Origin of the sequence: Streptomyces sp. NPDC086549, assembly GCF_044746205.1 — a bacterium.
In the GTDB taxonomy this organism is placed as follows: domain Bacteria; phylum Actinomycetota; class Actinomycetes; order Streptomycetales; family Streptomycetaceae; genus Streptomyces.
Genome location: NZ_JBIVBS010000003.1, coordinates 163744 through 186641 on the forward strand (window position 1 = coordinate 163744; position 22898 = coordinate 186641).

Here is a 22898-nt window from a genome sequence, read left to right on the forward strand (position 1 = left end):
AGGGTCACGATGGTCAGCGACGACGGAGGCGACGGAGACGACCTGAACGACAGACATACTGATCGCGATCGGACCCTGTGGACGCAAGAGAACGAATGGATCGCGTGGACCTCATGCCCCCCAGCGACGACGTCGGACGGCGTGCCGACGCGTACGCGGCAGCTCCCCTGCTCAACTGCCTGCTGCGGGAGGTGGCCCAGCCGCTCCCCGGATCCGGGGAACCGCGGGTGTACCGGCTGCCGGGCGGCCGTCTGCTGCGCGTGCGCGGCGGCCGGCGGCCCGCCGGCCCCGAGGTGCACACGGACGGCGCCTGGCAGCCCCTCGGCCACGCCGATCTGGTGAAGCTGGTCGCCGACGAGCTGCGCGGGCACACGGGACTGTCCAACGACGAGCTGCCGGTCGAGATGACCGACAGCCGGGACGCGGTCGCCGCGCTGCTCACCGCACGCGCCGGGGCGACGCCGCCCGACGACCTGTATCTGCGCTCCGAGCAGTCCCTGATCACCGGCCATCCGTACCATCCCGCTCCCAAGGCCCGCGGAGGCGGCCCCGTCGCGGGCTGGCTGCCGTACGCCCCCGAGGCGCACGCGCGCTTCCCACTGGTGCTGCTCGGCGTACGTGAGGACACGGTCGTCGAGGAGGGCGACACCTCCGCGCTGGACGCCCTCGGCACCGCCCCGCCCGGCTACCGGCTGCTGCCCGCCCACCCCTGGCAGCTCGACCTGGTCGGCCGGGACCTCGCCCCCGCCTTCGCGGACGGCCGCCTGGTCCGGCTGGGCACGACCGCGTTCGAGGCGCGGCCCACGGCCGCGATCCGCACCCTGTACGTGCCGCGGGGCGACTACGTGCCGCGGGCTGATCTCTTCGTGAAATTCAGCCTCGATGTGCGCATCACCAACGACATCCGCCGCCTGTGGCGCCACGACCTGCTGAGACTGCGCCGCACCGACACGGCCGCGACCCGGGCCTTCGCCGCGATCGACCCGCCGGCCGCCTGGCTGAGCGACCGCGGCTACCGCACCGCCGGCTTCGCCTTCGAGGAGCTGGCCGTCCTCGTCCGCGACGGACTGCGCGGCCACCTCCTGCCCGGTGCGACCCCGCTGCTCGCCGCGGGCCTGGCGGAGGGTTTCGACGGCAACCCGCTGGCCACCGCCCCCGACCCCGCCACCTGGTGGGAGGCGTACCTGCGCCAGGTGGTCCCCCCGGTCCTGGCGGCCTTCGCGGACCACGGCGTCGTCCTGGAGGCCCACCTGCAGAACACCCTGGTCGCCGTGGACGCCTCCGGCGTCCCGGTGCAGGCGCTGTTCCGGGACGCCGAGGGCGTCAAGCTGCTGCCGGACGTGTCCCGGGCCGCCGGGTGGGAGCGCCTGGTGTACTGCCTGGTCGTCAACCACCTCGCCGAGATCGCCGCCGCCCTGGCCGAGCACCACCCGGGCCTCGACCCCTGGCCCGCCGCCCGCCGCGAACTCGCCCGCCACGACCTCCCCGAGATCGCCGCGCTGCTCAACTCGCCCACCCTGCCCGGCAAGACGAACCTCCTGCTGCGCTGGACCGGCGCGGACGGTGCCGACGCCCGCTACCTGCCGCTGCCGAACCCGCTCGCCGGCGCCGTGGTGGTGCGGCGGCCCGGGGAGTGAGACCCTGTTCCTGCTCTGGCGCGGGCCATGGGCCGGGAGCCGACGACGAAGTCCTGTGGATCACACGGGAGCGCAGCGAAGTGCACACTGGAAGTACTTGGCTAAGCAAGTATATGCTCCCCAATGGGGGCAGTTGGGGCAGAGGGCCGCACGTCTCCGGGAGAGCCGTGCCGCCATCGCCTGTGATCGGTCCACGGCTCGGCAACATGTCCAGCGTGTCGCTGTTTGCGCCGGTCGACCGCCGTCCGGCGCGGACGTGCGTCGAGCTGTCCGGTGGCACCGCAGCGATATCGATGTCATCCACCCCTGGAAGGAAGTGCCGTGGCACCGGTGCTTGTCGGGCTCCAAGGTCTGCTGGCGGGAGAGCGCATCCCGATCCTCGACACCCGCGTCACCTTCGGACGCAACTCCGAGAACACCGTCGTCATCTCCAGTCTGAGCGTCTCGCGCTTTCATGCGGAGATCGTCTTCGACGAGGACGAGGGATACGTGCTGCGCGACTGCGAGAGCAGCAACGGCACGCTGGTCAACGGGGAGGAGGTGGAGAACCGGCTGCTGCAGCCCGGTGACGAGATCACGTTGGGGGACCAGGAGTTCCGCTTCGAGGTGGCGGACGCCATGGAGACCCTCATGGCGCTCTCCCTGCCCCGGTCCGTGACCCACGGTGCCGAGGGGGAACAGGGGCCGGTGCTGCGGGTCACCGTCGTGGGCGGGGGCCCCGTCGGGCTGTCCTTCGCCCTGCTGCTGGAGCACTTCCTCGGGGCCCAGGCGCAGATCACCGTCTACGAGGGCAGATGGCGCAAGCAGGGTCGCACCGTCGTCTGGAAGAGCCAGGACGAAGGCAATGTGCGGCGCCAGCAGGTGGTGACCGTGCAGAGCCGCCAGTACCTCGCGTGGCCGGAGGAGGTCCGGGCCCGCCTCTTCGATCCGAAGCATTACACCGAGATGTGGCCCTCCGGCCCGGACTCGGTCGGCGACCACCACCCGCGCAACATGCGTATCGCCTACATCGAGGACCGGCTGCTGGAGCTGGCGAACGAGAAGCGGGACCGGATCCGGCTCATACCCGCCCGGTTCGACCCGGCGGAACAGCAGGACGCGCTCACCACGCAGCATGTGCTCGCCATCTGCGACGGCGGGCGGTCGCGCACCCGGGAGCACTTCGCCGCCCGGTTCGGCAAGGCCGACGAGTCCATCTACTCGCTCGACGGCCGCCATCTGCAGGACGTCATCCTCGGCCTGCGCGTGCAGTCCGGCCTGCCCGACCCCATGGCGGTCCTGCTGACGGTCGCCCAGAACCGCTTCCTGCTCAACTCGCTGCGCGGCGAGGGCTTCCTCAACATGCGGCTGACCGACGCCGAGGCGGCGGAGGTCATCGGCCTCGACCCGGTCCGCCGCGTCTTCGAGGAGTGCATAGCCTCCCGGCCGTGCCTGATGAACCGCGACGAACACGGCGACTTCCAGTGCTCCACCCACGGCACGCTGTTCCTGCCCGCCCTGATCAAGGGCTCGCCCCTGTGGAAGCGGGTGCGCGAGGGACTGCTGCTGTTCGGCGTCCAGTCCGACGACCTGACCGCGGTCACCAGCTTCCGCCTGGACATGGTGCAACGCCCGCGCTTCTCCGCCGAACTGCTGCCCCCCACCGCCAACTCGCCCGGTACCTACGGCTTCCTGCTCGGCGACGCCGCCAACGCCATCCACTTCTGGCCGGGCCGCGGGCTCAACAGCGGTCTCGCCTCGGCCATATCGCTGGCCCGCTCCCTCAACGGGGCCTGGAACGGAAGGGCTTTCCGGGACGCGGACTTCCTGCGGCACGAAGCCGCCATGTCGATGCTCCAGTACCGGCACAAGAGCCGTGCGTGGAAGGCGATGGTCACCACCGACGACCAGGGTGTCACCTGGGCGATCAAGGACATCATCGAGCACGGCATCAACGGGATCACCGATGAGCCCGACCGCGAGTCGGACACCGCGACGCTTCTGGAACGCATGCGGGCCATTCGTGAAAGGCTCGCCTCCCGTCTGCCCGGAATGCCGGACGACGAGGCGATCCTGGAACGCCTGGGCACCCTGCAGCCCGCCACGCTGCGCATGCTCGTCCTCAGCGGCGCCTGGGACACGTTGACCATGGGCGGCGAAGAAGTCGACATCGACATCTTCTACGGCCAGGACTCCTCCGCGGCCGCCGCTGCCGTCGAAGCGCTGGAGCCGGCCGCCCAGCCGTAGTCCGGACAGTTCCGGGCGCTGTTCCGTGACCGGCAGCGCCCGGCTGTCCGGTGTGACGAGGCCGCCCGGGCCGGCCGCCTCCCTTGAGGATTCGCTCCGGTCACACGGCGACGGTGGCGTGCATCTCCCACACGAGGATCTCGGCGGGCCCGGTGGCGCTGATCCGGTGGCCGCCCGTGGCGGTGAAACGCACGGCGTCGCCCTGGTGGAGTGCGCCCGTGCCCTCCAGGTCCACCGAGCCGCGGGCGACGAACAGGTGCAGGTACGGTGCCTCGGGCAGGGCCACATGCTGTCCGGGGCGCAGCCGTGCCGCGTGCAGCGCGGCATGCCGGTTCCGGATCCGGATGGCGCTCGCGCCTTGGTCCCTGTCCATGCCGGACGCCACCGTGACCAGCCCTCCGGACAGCAACTCGCCGTCGATTTCGAGCTGTTCGTAGCCCGGCGCGACGCCGGCCTCGTCGGGCAGGACCCACATCTGGACGAAGTGCACCGGGTCGGTGGGAGGTTCGCCGGTCGCCCTGTAGGAGTCGTTCTTCTCCGAGTGCAGGATGCCGGTGCCGCCACTCATCCGCTGGGCCAGCCCGGGGTAGATCACGCCGGAGTGGCCGGTGGAGTCCTGGTGGACCAGCGAGCCCTGGAGAACCCAGGTGACGATCTCCATGTCCCGGTGCGGGTGCGTCTCGAAGCCCGTACCCGGCTGCACCAGGTCCTCGTTGTTGACCAGCAGCAGACCGTGGTGCGTGTTGGCCGGATCCGGCTGGTGGGTACCGAGGGAGAACGAGTGCTTGGAGTCGAGCCAGGACAACCGGCTGGCCGGCCGCCGGCCGGCGCGTCGTACGTCCACGCTGGGTGCCGGCAGTGCGCTCATGGTGCGCTTCCTCTCCACGAGGGTCCAAAAGTTTCAATGTTCAACATTCTGAATTCACGATACGCCTGGATCGCTTGAATGTTAAAGTCATTGAACGAAACGCTCGGCCGGGAAGCCCCGGCCGAGCGTTTTGCCCCCTCGGTGGCGTCACTGTGTGGGCGGCAGCTCCGTGGTGGCCCCCTCGTCGCCGATGGCGACGGGGGTGTCCGGCAGTGGCGTGGGCTCCTCCAGCGGCACCGCGTCGTCCGGCAGGTCCACGCCGGGCACCTCGGTGAGAGTGGTCTGCTCGTCCGTGCCTTCGCCGGTCTTGAGGTCGCGCACCTTGGTGGGGGTGGCCGGCCGAATGTGGTGCGGGTGGGGGTTGCCGGACACCTTGGTGATGGTGACGCCGTCGTGCTTGGCCGTGCCGTGATCGCCCGAGGCCGCCGCCGCGGCCACTCCGCCCGAGGTCAGGAGGGCGGCCACCGTGCCGGCCAGCACCATGCCTCGCCGACGCGAGATGCCGTGCCATCGCGTGTTCATGGGATCAGCTCCTTCGCGAGGGGGCCCAGGCGTGCCGGCCTTGATCCGGCCCCGGTCCCGCCGGGATCGAGTACGGGGCAACTCTTGCTCCCGGCGGCTGAGGGGCCGCTGAACGTCCTGAAGATCGCGTTCAGCGCCCGATGCGATCAGTCGGGCAAGGGGTGGGGCGACGGGTCCGGCGCGATTGCTCGGGCGCTCCTCACCAACTGTTACGCTCGGTCACTATGGTCGTTTCGTGTCGGAGGCCGGAAGCAAGGGGCGCACCGCCTGTTGGGGGCTGGACGTGGAATGTAAGGCGATAGCGCCGTGAGGTCTGGGAAAACGCTGAGGCGGGTGACTGCAACCCGCTACATCGAGCCCCTGAGGTCCGGAGGCTCCGTGCCCGGAGTCGTCGAGGCCGACGACCTGGGGACGTACGTCGTGAAGTTCACCGGCTCCGCGCAGGGCCGCAAGGCGCTGGTCGCCGAGGTGATCGTGGGCGAGCTGGCCCGCGTGCTCGGCCTTCGCTTCCCCGAACTGGTCCTGGTGCACTTCGACCCGGCGGTCGCCGACGCCGAGCCGCACCAGGAGGTACGGGACCTGCACGCCGCCAGCGACGGCCTCAACCTCGGCATGGACTTCCTGCCGGGCGCGAAGGACTTCACCCCGGAGGCCGCGAAGACCTTCCGGGTCGATCCCCTGGAGGCGGGCCGGATCGTCTGGCTCGACGCCCTGACCGTGAACGTCGACCGTACGGTCCACAGCTCCAACCTGATGGTCTGGCCCACCTTCGGCACGGTGCCCCCGCGCCTGTGGCTGATCGACCACGGCGCCGCCCTCGTCTTCCACCACCGCTGGGACGCCTCGGATCCCGCGAAGGCGTACGACTTCCGCCATCACGCCCTCGGCCACTACGCGCCCGACACACGGGCTGCCGACGCCGAGCTGGCGCCGAAGGTGACGAGGGAACTGCTGAGGGAGATCACTGCCGAGGTCCCCGACGCCTGGCTGGACGGCGAGGAGGGGTTCACGACACCGGACGAGGTCCGCACGGCGTACGTGGACTATCTCCACGCGCGCGTGGAGGCGTCCGCGGCCTGGCTCCCCACCGACTTCCCGACCCGGGAGGAACTCGCCGCCGAGGAGGCGCTCCGGGCGGAGCGCTCGCAGCAGGGCCGTCCGAACTGGCTCAAGCGGGTCCCCGACCTGCACGGCAAACCGGCGGCGGAACAGGATTGGTCGGTGCACCTGGGATGACGGACAGCCCCCCGGACGCGCGGCACACGCAGCGGGTCGAGATCGAGTACTGCACCCAGTGCCGGTGGCTGCCGCGAGCCGCCTGGCTGGCGCAGGAGCTGCTGACGACCTTCGAGGCCGAGCTCACGGAGCTCGCCCTCAAGCCCGGCACGGGCGGCGTCTTCGTGGTCCGGGTGAACGACGAGGTGGTCTGGGACCGCCGGGCACAGGGCTTCCCGGAGCCGACGGCCGTGAAGCAGGCCGTACGGGACCGAGTGGCCCCGGGAAAGTCCCTGGGCCACTCGGACAGGTGACTCGGACGCCTGCGAGGACTCAGCCGGCGAGCTGCTCGTACGCGGGCAGGGTGAGGAAGTCCGCGTAGTCCTCGTCCAGGGCGACCTGGAGCAGCAGGTCATGGGCCTGCTGCCAGTGGCCCGCCGCGAAGGCCTCCTCGCCGGTCTCCTCGCGGATGGCCGACAGCTCCTGCGCGGCGACCTTGCGGGCCAGCTCCGGGGTCGCCTTCTCGCCGTTCTCGAACTCGACGCCCGCGTTGATCCACTGCCAGATCTGGGAGCGGGAGATCTCGGCGGTGGCCGCGTCCTCCATGAGGTTGAAGATGGCGACCGCGCCGAGGCCGCGCAGCCAGGCCTCGATGTACCGGATGCCGACCTGGACGGCGTTGACCAGGCCCGCGTACGTCGGCTTCGCGTCGAGCGAGTCGACGGCGGTCAGGTCGGCCGCCTCGACGTGGACGTCCTCGCGCAGACGGTCCTTCTGGTGGGGCTTGTCGCCGAGGACCCGGTCGAAGGACTCCATGGCGAGCGGGACCAGATCGGGGTGGGCGACCCAGGAGCCGTCGAAGCCGTCGTTCGCCTCGCGGTCCTTGTCCGCCTTGACCTTCTCAAAGGCGACCTTGTTGACCTCTTCGTCGCGGCGGGACGGGATGAAGGCCGCCATGCCGCCGATCGCGTGCGCGCCGCGCTTGTGGCAGGTGCGGACGAGGAGTTCGGTGTACGCGCGCATGAACGGGGCCGTCATCGTCACCGCGTTGCGGTCCGGCAGGACGAACCTGGGGCCGCCGTCGCGGAAATTCTTGACGATGGAGAAGAGATAGTCCCAGCGGCCCGCGTTCAACCCGGAGGCGTGGTCGCGGAGTTCGTAGAGGATCTCCTCCATCTCGTACGCCGCCGTGATCGTCTCGATGAGGACGGTGGCGCGGACGGTGCCCTGGGGGATGCCGAGGTAGTCCTGCGCGAAGACGAAGACGTCGTTCCAGAGGCGGGCCTCCAGGTGCGACTCCGTCTTGGGGAGGTAGAAGTACGGGCCCTTGCCGAGGTCGAGCAGGCGCTGGGCGTTGTGGAAGAAGTACAGGCCGAAGTCGACGAAGGCGCCCGGGACCGGGCTGCCGTCCGCGTCCACGAGGTGGCGCTCGTTCAGATGCCAGCCGCGGGGGCGCATGACGACGGTGGCGAGCTGCTCGTTCGCCTTGAGGGCGTACGACTTCCCGGACCCGGGGTCGGTGAAGTCGATGTTCCGGGTGTACGCGTCGATCAGGTTGACCTGGCCGAGGACGACGTTCTCCCAGGTGGGGGCGGAGGCGTCCTCGAAGTCCGCGAGCCACACCCGCGCGCCCGAGTTGAGGGCGTTGATGGTCATCTTGCGGTCGGTGGGGCCGGTGATCTCGACGCGCCGGTCGTCGAGGGCCTCGGGCGAGGGGGCCACCTTCCAGGAGTCGTCGGCGCGGATCGCGGCGGTCTGAGGGAGGAAGTCGAGCGTGGAGGTGCGGGCGATCTCGGCGCGGCGCTCCGCGCGGCGGGCCAGGAGCCCGTCACGGCGCGGCGTGAACCGCCGGTGCAGCTCGGCCACGAAGGCGAGCGCCGCGTCGGTGAGGACCTCCTCCTGCCGGGGCAGGGGCTCGGCGTCGACGATGGCCAGCGGAGACGGCGCTGGTGCGGACATGAGCTGTCACTTCCTTCAGCGATGGCACCGGGTGCCAGTCGAACCGGGTAGGACTGAGGACGCCCGGGGAGCGACAGGGCGCTTCTGAAGTGTGGATACTAGTTTCCTCATTGTGGAACTTCAATGGTTTGTTGATGTCGAGATTCTCCGGGTCGAGGCAAGGTGGCTCCCGGTGCCGTCCCCTCATTCGAGGTGGATCAGGTCGGCTTCCGTGTCGATGTCGTACGGCTGTGCCACATCGCCGCACTCGACGAGCGTGATCGCCTCCTCGTGTGCCTTCAGATAGGCACGTGCGCCCTGATCGCCGGTCGCGCTCGCGGCGATCCCGGCCCAGTGGGCGGCGCCGAACAGCACCGGATGCCCGCGTACCCCGTCGTACGCGGCCGAGATCAGCGACCACTCGCCCCGGTACGCGGCCAGCACCCGCGCCACTGCCTCCGGCCCGATGCCGGGCTGGTCGACGAGCGAGACCAGCGCGGCCCGCGTGCCGGTTCCGGCGAGCGCGGCGAGCCCGGCGCGCAGCGAGGAGCCCATGCCCTGCTTCCAGTGCGGGTTCTCCACCAGGACGCAGTCGGGCAGCTCCGCCCTGTCGCGCACGGTGTCCGCCTGCGCCCCGAGGACCACGTGGACACGGCCGCACCCGGCCGCGCGCAGGACACCGACCGCGTGCTCGACGAGCGGCCGTCCCCGGTGTTCGAGCAGCGCCTTGGGGCGTCCGCCGAGCCGTCTTCCGCCGCCCGCGGCGAGCAGCAGACCGGCGATTCGGCCTTGGTTGTCCGTCATACGTCCTGCATACCTGACGCGGCGTCGAGCGACCGGCTTCCGTGACCGGAATTTCGGTCCGCGGTGTGGCGCACCGCCTAGCGGGTGGCGTTTACTGACCCGCGTCCCCCGGCGCCCGACCGACGCCACGGGGCACCGGGCGGGAACGCGAGGCGTGTGCGCAGGGCGGCGTGCCAGGGGGAGGGCTGTGTTGCGGAGCTTGGGACAGAGGCCAGTGACCGGCAGCGACGAGGACCCGAGAGTGGCGGAACTGCGGACCGCGGTGTCCCGGCTCCGCCGCGAACTCGCCGCGCACCCCGCGGAGTTCCCCGACCGCAGCATCGCCGAGGACGAACTGGCGGCGCTCGCCGCGATGGCCGTGAGCGGGATCCCCGAGATACCCCGCCTGCGCCGCTCCCTGCTCCTGGTCGCGGGCGCGATCGGCTCCGTCAGCGCACTGGCGCGGGGGCTGTCCGAGGTCCGCGACGCGGTGGACCTGTTCGGGGAACCGCCGCGCGGCTGAACGGCGGCCCGCGGACGAACCCTGTGGTGGCTGTGGCTGTGGCTGTGGCTGATGCTGCGGCTCGGCTTCGGCGGAGGTGCCGCGCGCCCGGCAGGCCCGCCGCGCGAGGTGCGGCGGTGGTCACGCGCGGGGCCGGGGCTCGATCGCGAGGGGCGGCGGCACTCCCGCCTCGACGGCGCCTTCGACGCCGGGGCGGTGGCCGAGGCACCGGCGCGATGCCACACGCACCGGCGGGACGTGGACGGCGCCCGCCTCGCGGGACACGACAGCGCCCGACCGACGCACGGCCGGCCGGCCTGGCCCACGGGGCGCAGGATCGCGTCCGGCCGTCCGGGCTCGGCGGCGGTCGGCGCCCGGCATTGCGCGGGGCGGTGCGGGTGGTGCCCGGTGGCGAACGGGGCGGTGCCCGGTCGGCAGGGTGCGGGTTCGCGTCCGGCTGCCCGGAGGCCCGGTGGCTCAGCTGCCCGAGCTCGCCAGTGCCAGGGACAGTTCCGTCGCGACCTGCTGGAGTACCGGCACGATCCTGTCCGTCGCCGCTTCCGTGACCCGTCCCGCCGGGCCGGAGATCGAGATGGCGGCGGCCGTGGGGGAGCCGGGCACCGAGACCGCGAGGCAGCGGACGCCGACCTCCTGCTCACCGTCGTCGACGGCGTACCCGAGGCGGCGCACGTCCTCCAGGGCGGCCAGGAAGCCGTCCGGCGTCGTGATCGTCTTCTCCGTCGCGGCCGGCATGCCGGTGCGGGACAGGAGGGCGCGCACCTCCTGGTCGGGGACGTCGGCGAGCAGGGCCTTGCCGACGCCCGTGGAGTGCGGCAGGACGCGCCGGCCGACCTCGGTGAACATGCGCATCGAGTGCTTGGACGGCACCTGGGCGACATAGACGATCTCGTCGCCGTCCAGCAGTGCCATGTTCGCCGTCTCGCCGGTCTCCTCGACCAGGCGGGCGAGGTAGGGGCGGGCCCAGGTGCCGAGCAGCCGGGAGGCCGACTCGCCGAGGCGGATCAGGCGGGGGCCGAGGGCGTACCGGCGATTGGCCTGCTGGCGTACGTAGCCGCAGGCCACCAGTGTGCGCATCAGGCGGTGGATGGTGGGCAGCGGCAGTCCGCTGCTCGCGGACAGCTCGCTGAGGCCGACCTCGCCGCCCGCGTCGGCCATCCGCTCCAGCAGGTCGAAGGCGCGCTCCAGGGACTGGACCCCGCCGCCGGCGGACCTGGCGGAGCCGGTGGTGCTGGCGCTGGACGTCGGCACGGCGCGTTCCTTTCGGGACTGGCACGAAGGGCAGAAGCCTAACCGGCAGTCGGCCGACTCCCCGCTTGTACGTAGCCACGTTCTGTCTGCCGGAATTCTAATTCCGCTTTGTGGAAACGTCCAGAGTGGTGCGGTCGGATGCGCCGTGGAGAAGTGTGCCTCTTGACGGCGCGGGAGCGGGAGTGAAGACTCCTTCAACAGAACGTTGAATTCCATTACGTGGGCGTAAATCCCGTTTCCTGGAAGTAAAACGGCGGCAGAGAGAGGGGTCCGGGTGTCCGACGCTGAACTGGTGCTGCGCTCGACGCGCGTCATCACCCCGGAGGGAACGCGGGCCGCTCTGGTCGCGGTCTCCGCCGGGCGGATCACGGCCGTACTGCCGTACGACGCCGGCGTACCCTCCACGGCCCGCCTGGAGGACCTCGGTGACGACGTCCTGCTGCCCGGCCTGGTCGACACCCACGTGCACGTCAACGACCCCGGCCGCACCGAGTGGGAGGGCTTCTGGACCGCCACGCGCGCCGCGGCGGCCGGCGGCATCACCACCCTCGTCGACATGCCCCTCAACTCCCTCCCGCCGACCACGACGGTCGACCACCTCCGTACGAAGCGGCGGGTGGCCGCCGACAAGGCGCACATCGACGTCGGCTTCTGGGGCGGCGCCCTGCCCGGCAATGTCAAGGACCTGCGCCCGCTGCACGACGCCGGCGTCTTCGGCTTCAAGGCGTTCCTGTCGCCGTCGGGCGTGGACGAGTTCCCGCACCTCGACCAGGAGCAGCTGGCCCGGTCGCTGGCCGAGATCGCCGGGTTCGACGGCCTGCTGATCGTGCACGCCGAGGACCCGCACCACCTGGACGCGGCCCCGCAGCACGGCGGCCCCCGATACGCCGACTTCCTCGCCTCCCGCCCGCGTGACGCCGAGGACACCGCCATCGCGGGCCTCATCGACCGGGCGAAGCGCCTCCACGCGCGCGTGCACGTCCTGCACCTGTCCTCCGGTGACGCGCTGCCCCTGATCGCCGCGGCCAAGGCCGAGGGCGTCCGCATCACGGTGGAGACCTGCCCGCACTACCTGACCCTGACCGCCGAGGAGGTCCCGGACGGCGCCAGCGAGTTCAAGTGCTGCCCGCCCATCCGCGAGGCCGCCAACCAGGACCTGCTCTGGCAGGCGCTGGCCGACGGCACCATCGACTGCGTGGTCACCGACCACTCGCCGTCGACGGCCGACCTCAAGACCGACGACTTCGCCACCGCGTGGGGAGGCATCTCGGGCCTTCAGCTGAGCCTGGCGGCCGTCTGGACCGAGGCGCGCCGGCGCGGACACGGCCTGGAGGACGTCGTCCGCTGGATGTCGACGCGTACGGCCGCCCTCGTCGGCCTCGACGCGCACAAGGGCGCCATCGAGCCGGGCCGCGACGCCGACTTCGCCGTGTTCGCCCCCGACGAGACGTTCACCGTGGACCCGGCGGCCCTCCAGCACCGCAACCGTGTCACGGCGTACGCGGGCAGGACCCTGCACGGGGTCGTGAAGTCCACCTGGCTGCGCGGCGAACGCATCGTCGCGGACGGCGAGTTCACCGAACCGAAGGGCCGCCTGCTGACCCGCGCCACCTGACCCGCACCGGCATCCGCACCCGCGCCCGCAACGGCCGACTCCCGAAAGGACCCCTGATCCCCGTGACGGCGATCCAGAGCTTCACCGGCGACGCGAACCCCTACGGTGGCGGTGACCCGTACGCGGACTACCGCACCGCCGACTTCCCCTTCACCCACCACGCCGACCTCGCCGACCGGCGGCTCGGCGCCGGTGTCATCGCCGCCAACGACGAGTTCTTCGCCGAGCGGGAGAACCTGCTGGTGCCCGGGCGGGCCGAGTTCGACCCCGAGCGCTTCGGGCACAAGGGCAAGATCATGGACGGCTGGGAGACGCGCCGCCGGCGCGGAGCCTCGGCCGAGCACCCCTGGCCCACGGCCGAGGACCACGACTGGGCGCTCGTCCGCCTCGGCGCGCCGGGTGTCGTGCGGGGCATCGTGGTCGACACGGCCCACTTCCGCGGCAACTACCCGCAGGCGGTGTCGGTCGAGGGCGCGTCCGTGCCGGGTGCCCCGTCCCCGCGGGAGCTGCTCGGCGACGACGTGAAGTGGACGACCCTCGTCCCGCGCACCCCTGTCGGCGGCCACGCGGCGAACGGTTTCGCCGTCTCGGTCGAACAGCGCTTCACGCACCTGCGCGTCAACCAGCACCCCGACGGAGGCATCGCGCGCCTGCGGGTGTACGGCGAGGTCGTCCCCGACCCCGAGTGGCTGGCGGTCCTGGGCACCTTCGACGTGGTCGCCCTGGAGAACGGCGGCCGGGTCGAGGACGCCTCCGACCTCTTCTACTCGCCGGCGGCCAACACCGTCCGGCCGGGCCGCTCCCGCACGATGGACGAGGGCTGGGAGACCCGCCGCCGCCGCGACCGGGGCAACGACTGGATCCGCTACCGGCTGGCGGCCCAGGCCCGGATCCGCGCGATCGGGATCGACACGGCCTGCCTCAAGGGCAACAGCGCGGGCTGGGCGGCGGTGTCCGTGCGGGACGGCGAGAACGGCGACTGGCGCGAGATCCTCCCGCGCACCCGCCTCCAGCCCGACACCGACCACCGCTTCGTCCTGCCGGAGCCCGCCGTCGGCACGCACGCGCGCGTGGACATCTTCCCCGACGGCGGCATCTCCCGCCTGCGCCTGTTCGGCTCCCTGACGGAGGAGGGCGCGTCGGCCCTGGCGGCCCGCCATCAGGAGCTGGGCGGCTGACCCGGACCGCCTGCCGGACTTCAGGGGTTCCGTGAGTCGTCGGTCACTGGTCTCCGGCGAGCGGAACTCTTCCCTCCGCCTTTCGCGTTCTCCCCTCGTGACCCTTCAGCAAGAGATCGTCGGCAACGCCATGCAGATGGCTGTCGTCAACCTGAACCCCGGCCAGACCGTGTACTGCGAGGCGGGGAAGTTCCTGTTCAAGACCACGAACGTGACCATGGAGACCCGCCTGAGCAGCCCGTCCGGCAACGGCAACGGCGGCGCTCCCCAGGGCGGGGGCGGCATGGGCGGCATGCTGCGCCAGGCCATGGGCACGGCCATGCAGGTCGGCCAGCGCGTCCTCGCGGGCGAGTCGCTGGCCTTCCAGTACTTCACCGCGCAGGGCGGCGAGGGCACGGTCGGCTTCGCGGGCGTCCTCCCGGGCGAGATGCGCGCCCTGGAGCTGAACGGCACGCGCGCGTGGTTCGCCGAGAAGGACGCCTTCGTCGCCGCCGAGTCCACCGTCGAATTCGGCATCGCCTTCCAGGGCGGCCGCACCGGCAGGAGCGGCGGCGAGGGCTTCGTCCTGGAGAAGTTCACCGGGTACGGCACGGTGATCATCGCCGGGGCGGGCAACTTCATCGACCTCAACCCGGCCGACTTCGGCGGCCGCATCGAGGTCGACACCGGCTGTGTCGTCGCCTTCGAGGAGGGCATCCAGTACGGCGTCCAGCGCGTCGGCGGCCTCAACCGCCAGGGGATCATGAACGCGGTCTTCGGCGGCGAGGGCCTGTCGCTGGCCACCCTGGAGGGCAACGGCCGGGTCATCCTGCAGTCCCTGACCATCGAGGGCCTCGCCAACGCCCTGAAGAAGGCGCAGGGCGGCGACAAGCAGGGGCCGACCGGCGGACTGTTCTCCACGCACGTGGGGTGAGACGGCCGACGTACGGCTTGTACGAACTCCACCGAAAATTCCTGACCGCAGATCATTCGCCCCAGCGCGCAGGTTAACTCCCCGAAAACTCATCGGACTTGAGGGGAAACTCTTCAGACTTGTCATTGACATGCCACCATCTACGCGCGTCATCATGAAGCCATGAGATTCCCCCCACGCATCACCCGCATCGGCGCCGCGGGCGCCCTCCTGTCCGCCCTCCTCGTGGGCGGCGCCGTCACCGCCACCACGGCGGACGCGGCTGCCGCGTCCGTCGGCAGCATCTGCTACAGCGACCTGCCCTCGCAGGCGTACACCACCCTCCGGCTCATCGACCAGGGTGGCCCCTTCCCGTACTCGCAGGACGGCACCGTCTTCTCCAACCGCGAAGGCGTTCTGCCCAGCCAGTCGTCCGGCTACTACCACGAGTACACGGTGAAGACCCCCGGCTCCTCCACCCGCGGTGCCCGGCGCATCGTCACCGGTGAGGAGTACGAGGAGGACTACTACACGGCGGACCACTACGCCACGTTCGACCTGATCGACTTCGGCTGCTGAAGCCGGGCATCGGGTCCTGGGGAACAGTGCGACCAGCCGGAGGTCCGTGCGGCGCTCAGCCGGACCTCCGGCTCTCCGCGGCGGCGAACAGCGCGAACGCCAGCACCACCAGGCCGGCGCTCACATAGACCTCGTAGCCGTCGAGGAAGCCGAGCCGCTGCACGAGACCCACGTGCCAGTGGGTGAACTCGTGCACCAGGCCCAGCACACCCTGCACCAGGGCGATGAATCCGATCAGTTCCAGCAACTTCTTCATGGCAGGACTCTCGCCCCGCGGTCTGCCCCCACGCATCGGCCGCGGGGCGGGTCACTGCCCGCCGGAGGACTGCGATCGGGACGCGTCGGACCGCCGAAAGTCCACAACGGCGCGACTTTGGTCGGCGACCCCGACCGCGGGGGAGCCACGCGGGCCCACGCTGCGTAGATTTGCCGACCGTGATGGGTGACGAGACGGCCGGGGTGTCGCACGAGTTCACGGTCCGCCGGTGGCTGTTCCCGTCCGCCGTGATGCACGAACTGGACCCGGACGTCGGATCCTCCGGGCGGCGGCCGCGACGCACCGCGCGCGACTGGGTCGTCGACTTCTCCTGCTTCCTGCTGGCCGTCGTCGTCGGCCTCCTGGGCGCGCAGTCCCTGCCCGACGAGCCGAACCTGCCGCACGCCCTCGCCGTCCTCGACCAGTTGCTGGGCGCACTGGCCTGTGCGGCCGTCTGGTTCCGGCGCCGGTGGCCGGTCGCGCTCGCCGTCGCGATGATCCCCGTCGGCTTCCTGTCCAACACCGCGGGCGGCGCGAGCATGGTCGTGGCGTTCACCCTCGCCGTGCACCGGCCCTTCCGGTACGTGGCCTGGATCGGCGGCGTCGACCTCGCACTGGTCCCGCTCTCCCTCTGGCTGCGCCCCGACCCGGACGTGCCGTACGCGGGCATGGTCGCGTTGACGACGCTGCTCACCGTCTCGGTCGTCAGCTGGGGCATGTTCGTGCGCGCCAAGCGGCAGCTGACGCTCAGCCTGCGCGACCGCGCCCGCCGCGCCGAGACGGAGGCGCGGCTGCGCGCCGAGCGGGCGCAGCGGCTCGCACGGGAGGCCATCGCCCGCGAGATGCACGACGTACTCGCCCACCGGCTCACCCTGCTGAGCGTCCACGCGGGAGCCCTGGAGTTCCGCCCGGACGCGCCCCGCGAGGAGGTCGCGCGGGCCGCCGGCGTGATCCGGGAGAGCGCGCACGAGGCCCTCCAGGACCTGCGGGAGATCATCGGCGTGCTGCGGGCGGGCGAGCGCGACGACGCGGGCCGGCCCCAGCCGACGCTCGCCGCGCTGGACGCCCTGGTCGCCGAGTCCCGCGAGGCCGGCATGAAGGTCACTCTCGACGGCCGGGTCACCCACCCCGCGGCCGTCCCCGCCGCCGTCGGCCGCACCGTCTACCGCATCGCCCAGGAGGCACTGACCAACGCCCGCAAGCACGCCCCCGGCACCGAGGTCACGGTGACCGTCACGGGCGCCCCCGGCGACGGCCTGGCCGTGGCGGTGCGCAACCCCGCTCCGGAGGCCGATGTCCCGCCCGTGCCGGGCTCGGGCCAGGGCCTGATCGGCCTGACGGAGCGCGCGACGCTGGCCGGGGGCCGCCTGGCACACGGGCCCACGGCGGACGGGGGGTTCGAGGTGCGGGCCCGGTTGCCGTGGGGTGAGGGGTGAGGGGTGCCGTACGACCGTGATCCGTTGCCGCACGACCGCGATCTGTTACCGCACGACCGTGATCCGTTACCGCACGACCGTGATTACGTAGGGCCCATGACTGCGATCAGACTGCTGCTCGTCGACGACGATCCGCTGGTGCGGGCGGGCCTGTCCCTCATGATGGGCGGGGCCGACGACATCGAGATCGTCGGGGAGGCCGCCGACGGCGGCGAGGTCGAGGCGCTCGTGGACCGCACCCGGCCGGACGTCGTCCTGATGGACATCCGCATGCCGTCGGTGGACGGGCTGACCGCGACCGAGCGGCTGCGCCGCCGCGAGGACGCCCCGCAGGTCGTCGTCCTCACCACCTTCCACGCCGACGAGCAGGTGTTGCGTGCCCTGCGCGCGGGCGCCGCCGGTTTCGTCCTCAAGGACACCCCGCCCGCCGAGATGGTCGACGCGGTACGGAGGGTGGCGGCCGGCGACCCCGTGCTGTCGCCCACCGTCACCCGCCAGTTGATGGAGCACGCCGCCGGTGCCCCCGCCGACACCCGTCGAGCCCGCGCGCGGGAGCGGCTCGCGGGACTCAACGACCGTGAACGCGAGGTCGCCGTAGCGGTCGGCCGCGGGCTCGCCAACGCCCAGATCGCCGCCGGACTCTTCATGAGCGTCGCCACCGTCAAGACCCATGTCTCCCGCATCCTGGCCAGACTCGGCCTCAACAACCGCGTGCAGATCGCGCTGTTGGCCTACGACGCGGGGATGCTGGACGAGGGGAGCGGGAAGGACGCGGAGGGGAGGGCCGGGCACTAGCCGGGCCGGCCACGCGTTGTCGGTTCACCGGGGCGCGCCCCGGAGGACCTCGGGACTGTCCGAGATGGGGAGGATCATGGGGCAAGTGATCGACCTGAGTGAATTCGGAGACGGGCTCCGCGAGGACCCGCATTCGGTCTACGCGCGGCTGCGGGAGCTCGGCCCCGTGCACCGCGTACGGCTCCCGGCACCCGAAGAGCTCGAGACCTGGCTCGTCGTGGGGTACGAGGAGGCACGCGCGGCGCTCGCCGACCCGCGGCTGTCCAAGGACGGCGGCAGATTCGGGGTCCGCTTCTTCGACGAGGAGCTCATCGGCAAGCACCTCCTGCTCGCCGACCCGCCGCAGCACACGCGTCTGCGCGGGCTCATCACGCGCGCGTTCACCATGCGCCGGGTGGAGGAACTGCGCCCGAGGATTCAGCAGATCACCGACCGACTGCTCGACGAGATGCTCCCGCACGGCCGCGCCGACCTCATCGATGCCCTCGCCTACCCGCTGCCGATCACCGTGATCTGCGAACTGCTCGGCGTCCCCGAGCTGGACCGCGCGGAGTTCCGGAAGCTGTCCACGGAGACGGTCGCACCGACCAGCGCGGAGAGCGAGTACGAGGCCTTCGTCGGGCTCGCCGACTACCTCACCGAGCTGATCGAGGACAAGCGCAGCGCCGGTCCCAGCGACGACCTGCTCAGCGACCTGATCCGCACCACCGCCGAGGACGGCGACCGGCTCTCCCCGCAGGAACTGCGCGGCATGGCCTTCATCCTGCTGATCGCCGGCCACGAGACCACCGTCAACCTCATCGGCAACACGGTCCTCGCCCTGCTCGGCCACCCCGACCAACTGGCCGCCCTGCGTGCCGACATGACGCTCCTCGACGCCGCGATCGAGGAGTCGCTGCGCTACCAGGGGCCGGTGGAGAACGCGACGTACAGATACGCCGTGGAACCACTGGACATCGCGGGGACGGCCGTCGCGCAGGGCGACATCGTGCTGGTCACGCTCAGCGCGGCCGACCGCGACGCGACCCGTTACGCCGACCCCGTCCGCTTCGACATCCGCCGCGACACCCGTGGCCACCTGGCCTTCGGGCACGGCATCCACTTCTGCCTGGGCGCACCCCTGGCCCGCCTGGAGGCCCGCACGGCTCTCCGCTCCCTCCTGGAGCGCGCCCCGGCCCTCGCCCTGGACGGCGCACCCGGTGACTGGCTGCCGGGCATGCTGATGCGGGGGGTGCGGAGCCTGCCGGTGCGTTGGTAGGGGCACGGAGAGGCACCCGGTCGCCGGTCAGCCGAGCGCCGGCCGGGTGCCGTCCGGTATCTCCGCCAGCCGTACCGGTCTGCGCTCCCGGCGGGACACTTCGCAGGCCTCGGCGACGCGCAGGGCCTGGAGCGCCTCGCCGCCGTCGCAGGGGTTGGCCCGCCCGCCGCGCAGGACCTCCACGAAGGCGCACAGTTCGGCCTCGTACGCGGGCCCGAACCGCTCCAGGAACCCGGTCCACGGCTTGTCCGCGGCGGGCGGCCCGGTCGGCTCGGTCGAGGCGACCGGCGTACGGTCGTCCAGGCCCACCACGACCGTGTCCAGCTCCCCGGCGAGCTCCATCCGGACGTCGTAGCCGGCCCCGTTCAGCCGCGTCGCCGTCGCCGTGGCCAGTGTGCCGTCGTCGAGCGTGAGGACGGCCGCGCCCGTGTCGACGTCCCCCGCCTCACGGAACATCCTGGGGCCGGCGTCCGACCCGGTCGCGTACACGTCGACGATCTCGCGTCCCGTCACCCAGCGCAGCACGTCGAAGTCGTGGATCAGGGTGTCCCGGAACAGCCCGCCGGACAGCGGCAGCCAATCGGCCGGGGGAGGGGACTGGTCGCAGGTCAGCGCCCGGATCGTGTGCAGCCGCCCGAGCCGCCCCGAGCGCACCGCCTCCCGCGCACCGGCGTAGCCCGGGTCGAAACGCCGCTGGAACCCCATCTGCAGGACCGTGCCGGCGGCCTCGACCTCGGCGAGCGCCTGCAGCGTGCCGGGCACGTCGAGGGCGATCGGCTTCTCGCAGAAGACCGGGAGCCCGGACCGCGCCGCCCGGCCGATCAGTTCGGCGTGCGCCGAGGTCGCCGTGGTGATCACCACGGCGTCCACGCCCCACTTGAAGATCTCGTCCACCCCCGGCGCCGCCGTCTCCCCCAGACGGTGCGCGAGCTCCTGGGCCCGTGCCGGATCGGCGTCCGTGAGGATCAGTGACCCGACCTCGCGATGGCGGCTGAGCGTGTTCGCATGAATGGTGCCTATGCGGCCCGTACCGATGACCCCGATGCGCATGGAAACAAAGTGAGGGCCCACCCCGCACGCTGTCAATGCGTATGTCCGGACAATCGAACTACACAACTTCCCGTCAACCATTCACGGAGCTACGCTCGGGCCGTGCCGAAACCAGCAGTGGACCCGACCGTAGCGCTCGACCTCAGAGTGGACCGGAACTCACCGGTGCCGTTGTACTTCCAGCTGTCCCAGCAGCTGGAGGCCGCGATCGAGCACGGAGACCTCACTCCCGGCAGCCTCCTGGGCAACGAGATCGAGCTCGCCGCGCGGCTAGGCCTGTCCCGGCCCACCGTCCGCCAGGCCATCCAGTCCCTAGTGGACAAGGGTCTCCTCGTCCGCCGCCGCGGGGTCGGCACGCAGGTCGTGCACAGCCAGGTCAAGCGCCCGCTGGAGCTCAGCAGCCTCTACGACGACCTGGAGGCGGCCGGTCAGCGCCCCGCCACCAAGGTCCTGGTCAACACCGTCGTCCCGGCGACCGCCGAGGTCGCGGCCGCGCTCGGGGTCGCCGAGGGCGGCGAGGTGCACCGCATCGAGCGGCTGCGCCTGGCCCACGGCGAGCCGATGGCGTACCTGGTCAACTATCTGCCGCCCGGCCTGCTCGACCTGGACACCGCGCAGCTGGAGGCCACCGGCCTGTACCGGATGATGCGGTCCGCCGGTATCACCCTGCACAGCGCCCGGCAGTCCATCGGCGCCCGGGGTGCCACGGCCGCCGAGGCCGAGCGGCTCGCCGAGGAGGAGGGCGCCCCGCTGCTCACCATGCAGCGCACCACCTTCGACGACACGGGCCGCGCGGTCGAGTTCGGCGACCACACCTACCGCCCGACCCGCTACTCGTTCGAGTTCCAGTTGCTCGTGCGGCCCTGAAGGCCGCCCGACGCGCCCCGACGTACGGCCTGATGCGTCGTAATGTCCGGACAATGTGAAGGATGTGCTCGCCCCCGCCACCGCCCCTGCCACCGTCCTCGCCGTCGCGGCCGCGCCGCGTGGGCGCGACCGGCCACGGCGCACCCGCGGTCGGCAAAGATCGGGTATCCCCCTTCGCTCCCCTGCACGGCACCCCACCTCCCGGTGAGGCAGAATCGAGCCCGATGAGCACCTACCGCGACCTCACCGCCCCCATCGGCTCCCGCCGGGCCCCGGTCCTGCGTACCGTGGGCACCCGGGAACGCCGGTCACACCTGACCGCGCCCCGCGTGCCGACGGTCGGCATCGACATCGGCGGCACCAAGGTCATGGCGGGCGTCGTGGACGCCGACGGCAACATCCTCGAGAAGGTCCGCACCGAGACCCCGGACAAGTCGAAGAGTCCGAAGGTCGTCGAGGACACCATCGTCGAACTCGTCCTGGACCTCTCCGACCGGCACGACGTCCACGCGGTCGGCATCGGCGCGGCCGGCTGGGTCGACGCCGACCGCAACCGCGTGCTGTTCGCGCCCCACCTGTCGTGGCGCAACGAGCCGCTGCGGGACCGCCTCTCCGGCCGCCTCTCCGTCCCGGTCCTGGTGGACAACGACGCCAACACGGCCGCCTGGGCGGAGTGGCGGTTCGGCGCCGGGCGTGGCGAGGACCACCTCGTCATGATCACGCTGGGCACCGGCATCGGCGGCGCGATCCTGGAGGACGGCCAGGTCAAGCGCGGCAAGTTCGGTGTCGCCGGTGAGTTCGGTCATATGCAGGTCGTGCCCGGCGGCCACCGCTGCCCGTGCGGCAACCGCGGCTGCTGGGAGCAGTACAGCTCCGGCAACGCCCTCGTGCGCGAGGCCAGGGAGCTGGCCGCCGCCGACTCACCGGTGGCGTACGGGATCATCGAGCACGTCAAGGGCAACGTCGCCGACATCACAGGGCCGATGATCACGGAACTCGCCCGCGAGGGCGACGCCATGTGCATCGAGCTGCTCCAGGACATCGGCCAGTGGCTCGGCGTCGGCATCGCGAACCTCGCCGCCGCCCTGGACCCGTCCTGCTTCGTGATCGGCGGCGGTGTCAGCGCGGCCGACGACCTGCTGATCGGCCCCGCGCGGGACGCCTTCAAGCGCCACCTCACCGGCCGCGGCTACCGCCCCGAGGCCCGTATCACCCGCGCGCAGCTCGGCCCCGAGGCCGGCATGGTCGGCGCCGCCGACCTCGCCCGCCTGGTCGCCCGCCGCTTCCGGCGCGCCAAGCGACGCCGGGTGGAGCGGTACGAGCGCTACGAGCGGTACGCGGAGGCCCGCCGTACCCAGGACACGGCATGACCGCGTCCCTGCCCCGTCAGGCCGCGCCCCCGGACGAGCCGCGCCGCCCGGAGAACCCGCGTCACAAGGCCCGGCGCAGGGCGCTCACCCTGCTGATCATCGTGCTGCTCATCGGCGTCCCCGCGGGCTACCTGGTGATCTCCGCCAACCAGAGCCGCAACAGCGGCAAGGACAAGGAGCAGAAGTACTCGGCGACCGGCCTCACCGCGGGCTGGCCGTCGAAGGTGCAGCGCCGGCTGTACCAGGTGCCGGTCCCGCACCCGGCCGACGAGATCGCCTACTACGAGACGAACAACTGGAAGACCAGCCGTCTCTACGTGCAGTTCCGCACCAACAGTGCCGGACTGGACAGCTTCCTCGAGGGCATGGGCATCAGACGGGACGAGCTGAAGAAGGACGACATCGCCATCGGCACCCGCGACCAGAAGATCACCGGCTGGAGCTTCACCGGCCCCGGCCCGTGGTGGGGCCTGGCCCACCGGCAGAAGAACCCGGCGCCGACCCAGGACGTGGTCGTGAACCTGGCCGATCCGAACTTCCCGATGGTGTACGTCGTCTCCCGCACGGTCCCCTGACGGCGCGGGCCCCTGTCGGTCGCCGGGGCCGGTTGTCAGACCCCGCCCGTACAGTCGAAGACATCTG

General features: G+C 71.7%; 22 protein-coding genes. 15 read left to right on the forward strand and 7 right to left on the reverse strand.

Features of this window, described 5'->3' with window-relative positions:
- Positions 1-95: 95 nt before the first annotated feature.
- Both ACIPSA_RS11690 and ACIPSA_RS11695 read left to right on the forward strand, forming a co-directional pair.
- Positions 96-1637, forward strand: a complete 1542-nt coding sequence (locus tag ACIPSA_RS11690; RefSeq protein WP_402632183.1) for an IucA/IucC family protein — start codon at positions 96-98, stop codon at positions 1635-1637.
- 321 nt (positions 1638-1958) lie between these two features.
- Complete coding sequence (locus tag ACIPSA_RS11695) at positions 1959-3863, forward strand: FHA domain-containing protein (RefSeq protein ID WP_402632186.1); 1905 nt, start codon at positions 1959-1961, stop codon at positions 3861-3863.
- Between the two features lie 100 nt (positions 3864-3963).
- Here ACIPSA_RS11695 and ACIPSA_RS11700 read toward each other — a convergent pair whose 3' ends face one another.
- Both ACIPSA_RS11700 and ACIPSA_RS11705 read right to left on the reverse strand, forming a co-directional pair.
- Complete coding sequence (locus tag ACIPSA_RS11700; protein WP_402632189.1) at positions 3964-4731, reverse strand: pirin family protein; 768 nt, start codon at positions 4729-4731, stop codon at positions 3964-3966.
- Positions 4732-4878: 147 nt separating this feature from the next.
- On the reverse strand, positions 4879-5253 hold the full coding sequence (locus ACIPSA_RS11705; protein ID WP_402632192.1) for a hypothetical protein: 375 nt from the start codon (positions 5251-5253) through the stop codon (positions 4879-4881).
- Positions 5254-5577: 324 nt separating this feature from the next.
- Here ACIPSA_RS11705 and ACIPSA_RS11710 point away from each other — a divergent pair, with 324 nt between their 5' ends.
- Positions 5578-6489, forward strand: coding sequence for a HipA family kinase (locus ACIPSA_RS11710; RefSeq protein WP_402633731.1), 912 nt, complete (start codon positions 5578-5580; stop codon positions 6487-6489).
- Positions 6486-6782, forward strand: a complete 297-nt coding sequence (locus ACIPSA_RS11715; RefSeq protein ID WP_402632195.1) for a SelT/SelW/SelH family protein — start codon at positions 6486-6488, stop codon at positions 6780-6782. The genes ACIPSA_RS11710 and ACIPSA_RS11715 overlap by 4 nt, the downstream gene beginning before the upstream one ends.
- Positions 6783-6801: 19 nt before the next feature.
- Here the strand turns inward: ACIPSA_RS11715 and aceB are convergent, their stop codons facing one another.
- Both aceB and ACIPSA_RS11725 read right to left on the reverse strand, forming a co-directional pair.
- Positions 6802-8427, reverse strand: coding sequence for a malate synthase A (gene aceB, locus ACIPSA_RS11720; RefSeq protein ID WP_402632198.1), 1626 nt, complete (start codon positions 8425-8427; stop codon positions 6802-6804).
- A gap of 183 nt (positions 8428-8610) precedes the next feature.
- Positions 8611-9210: an NTP transferase domain-containing protein gene (locus ACIPSA_RS11725; protein ID WP_402632201.1), complete on the reverse strand. Its 600-nt coding sequence runs from the start codon at positions 9208-9210 to the stop codon at positions 8611-8613.
- A 187-nt stretch (positions 9211-9397) separates the two neighbouring features.
- On the opposite strand from ACIPSA_RS11725, the gene ACIPSA_RS11730 reads away from it, so the two are divergent.
- Positions 9398-9712: a DUF5955 family protein gene (locus ACIPSA_RS11730; RefSeq protein ID WP_402632204.1), complete on the forward strand. Its 315-nt coding sequence runs from the start codon at positions 9398-9400 to the stop codon at positions 9710-9712.
- Positions 9713-10168: 456 nt separating this feature from the next.
- Here the strand turns inward: ACIPSA_RS11730 and ACIPSA_RS11735 are convergent, their stop codons facing one another.
- The gene (locus ACIPSA_RS11735) at positions 10169-10960 is read right to left on the reverse strand and encodes an IclR family transcriptional regulator (protein ID WP_402632207.1); all 792 of its coding nucleotides are present in this window, start codon (positions 10958-10960) and stop codon (positions 10169-10171) included.
- Between the two features lie 274 nt (positions 10961-11234).
- Here ACIPSA_RS11735 and allB point away from each other — a divergent pair, with 274 nt between their 5' ends.
- The 4 genes from allB to ACIPSA_RS11755 all read left to right on the forward strand — a co-directional run bounded on the left by allB (position 11235) and on the right by ACIPSA_RS11755 (position 15224).
- Positions 11235-12575 (forward strand): allantoinase AllB, encoded by a 1341-nt coding sequence (gene allB / locus ACIPSA_RS11740; protein ID WP_402632210.1) that lies wholly within the window; start codon positions 11235-11237, stop codon positions 12573-12575.
- Between the two features lie 62 nt (positions 12576-12637).
- Positions 12638-13753 carry an allantoicase gene (gene alc, locus ACIPSA_RS11745; RefSeq protein WP_402632212.1) on the forward strand — a complete coding sequence of 372 codons (1116 nt, stop codon included), beginning with the start codon at positions 12638-12640 and terminating at the stop codon, positions 13751-13753.
- Between the two features lie 97 nt (positions 13754-13850).
- Entirely contained in the window at positions 13851-14666 is an 816-nt protein-coding gene (locus ACIPSA_RS11750; protein WP_402632215.1) for an AIM24 family protein, read from the forward strand.
- 162 nt (positions 14667-14828) lie between these two features.
- Entirely contained in the window at positions 14829-15224 is a 396-nt protein-coding gene (locus tag ACIPSA_RS11755) for a ribonuclease domain-containing protein (protein WP_402632218.1), read from the forward strand.
- A gap of 55 nt (positions 15225-15279) precedes the next feature.
- Here the strand turns inward: ACIPSA_RS11755 and ACIPSA_RS11760 are convergent, their stop codons facing one another.
- Positions 15280-15480, reverse strand: coding sequence for a hypothetical protein (locus ACIPSA_RS11760; protein WP_402632221.1), 201 nt, complete (start codon positions 15478-15480; stop codon positions 15280-15282).
- A gap of 182 nt (positions 15481-15662) precedes the next feature.
- On the opposite strand from ACIPSA_RS11760, the gene ACIPSA_RS11765 reads away from it, so the two are divergent.
- The 3 genes from ACIPSA_RS11765 to ACIPSA_RS11775 all read left to right on the forward strand — a co-directional run bounded on the left by ACIPSA_RS11765 (position 15663) and on the right by ACIPSA_RS11775 (position 18969).
- Positions 15663-16916: a sensor histidine kinase gene (locus tag ACIPSA_RS11765; protein ID WP_402633734.1), complete on the forward strand. Its 1254-nt coding sequence runs from the start codon at positions 15663-15665 to the stop codon at positions 16914-16916.
- 96 nt (positions 16917-17012) lie between these two features.
- Positions 17013-17711: a response regulator gene (locus tag ACIPSA_RS11770; protein ID WP_402632224.1), complete on the forward strand. Its 699-nt coding sequence runs from the start codon at positions 17013-17015 to the stop codon at positions 17709-17711.
- Between the two features lie 76 nt (positions 17712-17787).
- Positions 17788-18969, forward strand: coding sequence for a cytochrome P450 (locus tag ACIPSA_RS11775; protein ID WP_402632227.1), 1182 nt, complete (start codon positions 17788-17790; stop codon positions 18967-18969).
- 27 nt (positions 18970-18996) lie between these two features.
- Here the strand turns inward: ACIPSA_RS11775 and ACIPSA_RS11780 are convergent, their stop codons facing one another.
- Positions 18997-20019 carry a Gfo/Idh/MocA family oxidoreductase gene (locus tag ACIPSA_RS11780; RefSeq protein ID WP_402632229.1) on the reverse strand — a complete coding sequence of 341 codons (1023 nt, stop codon included), beginning with the start codon at positions 20017-20019 and terminating at the stop codon, positions 18997-18999.
- A 117-nt stretch (positions 20020-20136) separates the two neighbouring features.
- Here ACIPSA_RS11780 and ACIPSA_RS11785 point away from each other — a divergent pair, with 117 nt between their 5' ends.
- The 3 genes from ACIPSA_RS11785 (at position 20137) to ACIPSA_RS11795 (ending at position 22831) form a co-directional block, all read left to right on the forward strand.
- Positions 20137-20886 carry a GntR family transcriptional regulator gene (locus tag ACIPSA_RS11785; RefSeq protein WP_402633737.1) on the forward strand — a complete coding sequence of 250 codons (750 nt, stop codon included), beginning with the start codon at positions 20137-20139 and terminating at the stop codon, positions 20884-20886.
- A 224-nt stretch (positions 20887-21110) separates the two neighbouring features.
- Complete coding sequence (locus tag ACIPSA_RS11790; protein WP_402632232.1) at positions 21111-22256, forward strand: ROK family glucokinase; 1146 nt, start codon at positions 21111-21113, stop codon at positions 22254-22256.
- Complete coding sequence (locus ACIPSA_RS11795) at positions 22253-22831, forward strand: sugar kinase (RefSeq protein ID WP_402632235.1); 579 nt, start codon at positions 22253-22255, stop codon at positions 22829-22831. Before ACIPSA_RS11790 ends, ACIPSA_RS11795 begins: the two co-directional genes overlap by 4 nt.
- The last annotated feature ends 67 nt before the right edge of the window (positions 22832-22898 follow it).

Coding starts and splice junctions, on each gene's coding strand:
- ACIPSA_RS11770 (WP_402632224.1), top strand. CDS start 17,013: ATGACTGCGATCAGACTGCTGCTCGTCGACGACGATCCGCTGGTGCGG.
- aceB (WP_402632198.1), bottom strand. CDS start 8,427: ATGTCCGCACCAGCGCCGTCTCCGCTGGCCATCGTCGACGCCGAGCCC.
- ACIPSA_RS11715 (WP_402632195.1), top strand. CDS start 6,486: ATGACGGACAGCCCCCCGGACGCGCGGCACACGCAGCGGGTCGAGATC.
- ACIPSA_RS11725 (WP_402632201.1), bottom strand. CDS start 9,210: ATGACGGACAACCAAGGCCGAATCGCCGGTCTGCTGCTCGCCGCGGGC.
- ACIPSA_RS11700 (WP_402632189.1), bottom strand. CDS start 4,731: ATGAGCGCACTGCCGGCACCCAGCGTGGACGTACGACGCGCCGGCCGG.
- ACIPSA_RS11760 (WP_402632221.1), bottom strand. CDS start 15,480: ATGAAGAAGTTGCTGGAACTGATCGGATTCATCGCCCTGGTGCAGGGT.
- ACIPSA_RS11795 (WP_402632235.1), top strand. CDS start 22,253: ATGACCGCGTCCCTGCCCCGTCAGGCCGCGCCCCCGGACGAGCCGCGC.
- ACIPSA_RS11790 (WP_402632232.1), top strand. CDS start 21,111: ATGAGCACCTACCGCGACCTCACCGCCCCCATCGGCTCCCGCCGGGCC.
- ACIPSA_RS11705 (WP_402632192.1), bottom strand. CDS start 5,253: ATGAACACGCGATGGCACGGCATCTCGCGTCGGCGAGGCATGGTGCTG.
- ACIPSA_RS11780 (WP_402632229.1), bottom strand. CDS start 20,019: ATGCGCATCGGGGTCATCGGTACGGGCCGCATAGGCACCATTCATGCG.
- ACIPSA_RS11775 (WP_402632227.1), top strand. CDS start 17,788: ATGGGGCAAGTGATCGACCTGAGTGAATTCGGAGACGGGCTCCGCGAG.
- ACIPSA_RS11755 (WP_402632218.1), top strand. CDS start 14,829: ATGAGATTCCCCCCACGCATCACCCGCATCGGCGCCGCGGGCGCCCTC.
- ACIPSA_RS11690 (WP_402632183.1), top strand. CDS start 96: ATGGATCGCGTGGACCTCATGCCCCCCAGCGACGACGTCGGACGGCGT.
- ACIPSA_RS11765 (WP_402633734.1), top strand. CDS start 15,663: ATGGGTGACGAGACGGCCGGGGTGTCGCACGAGTTCACGGTCCGCCGG.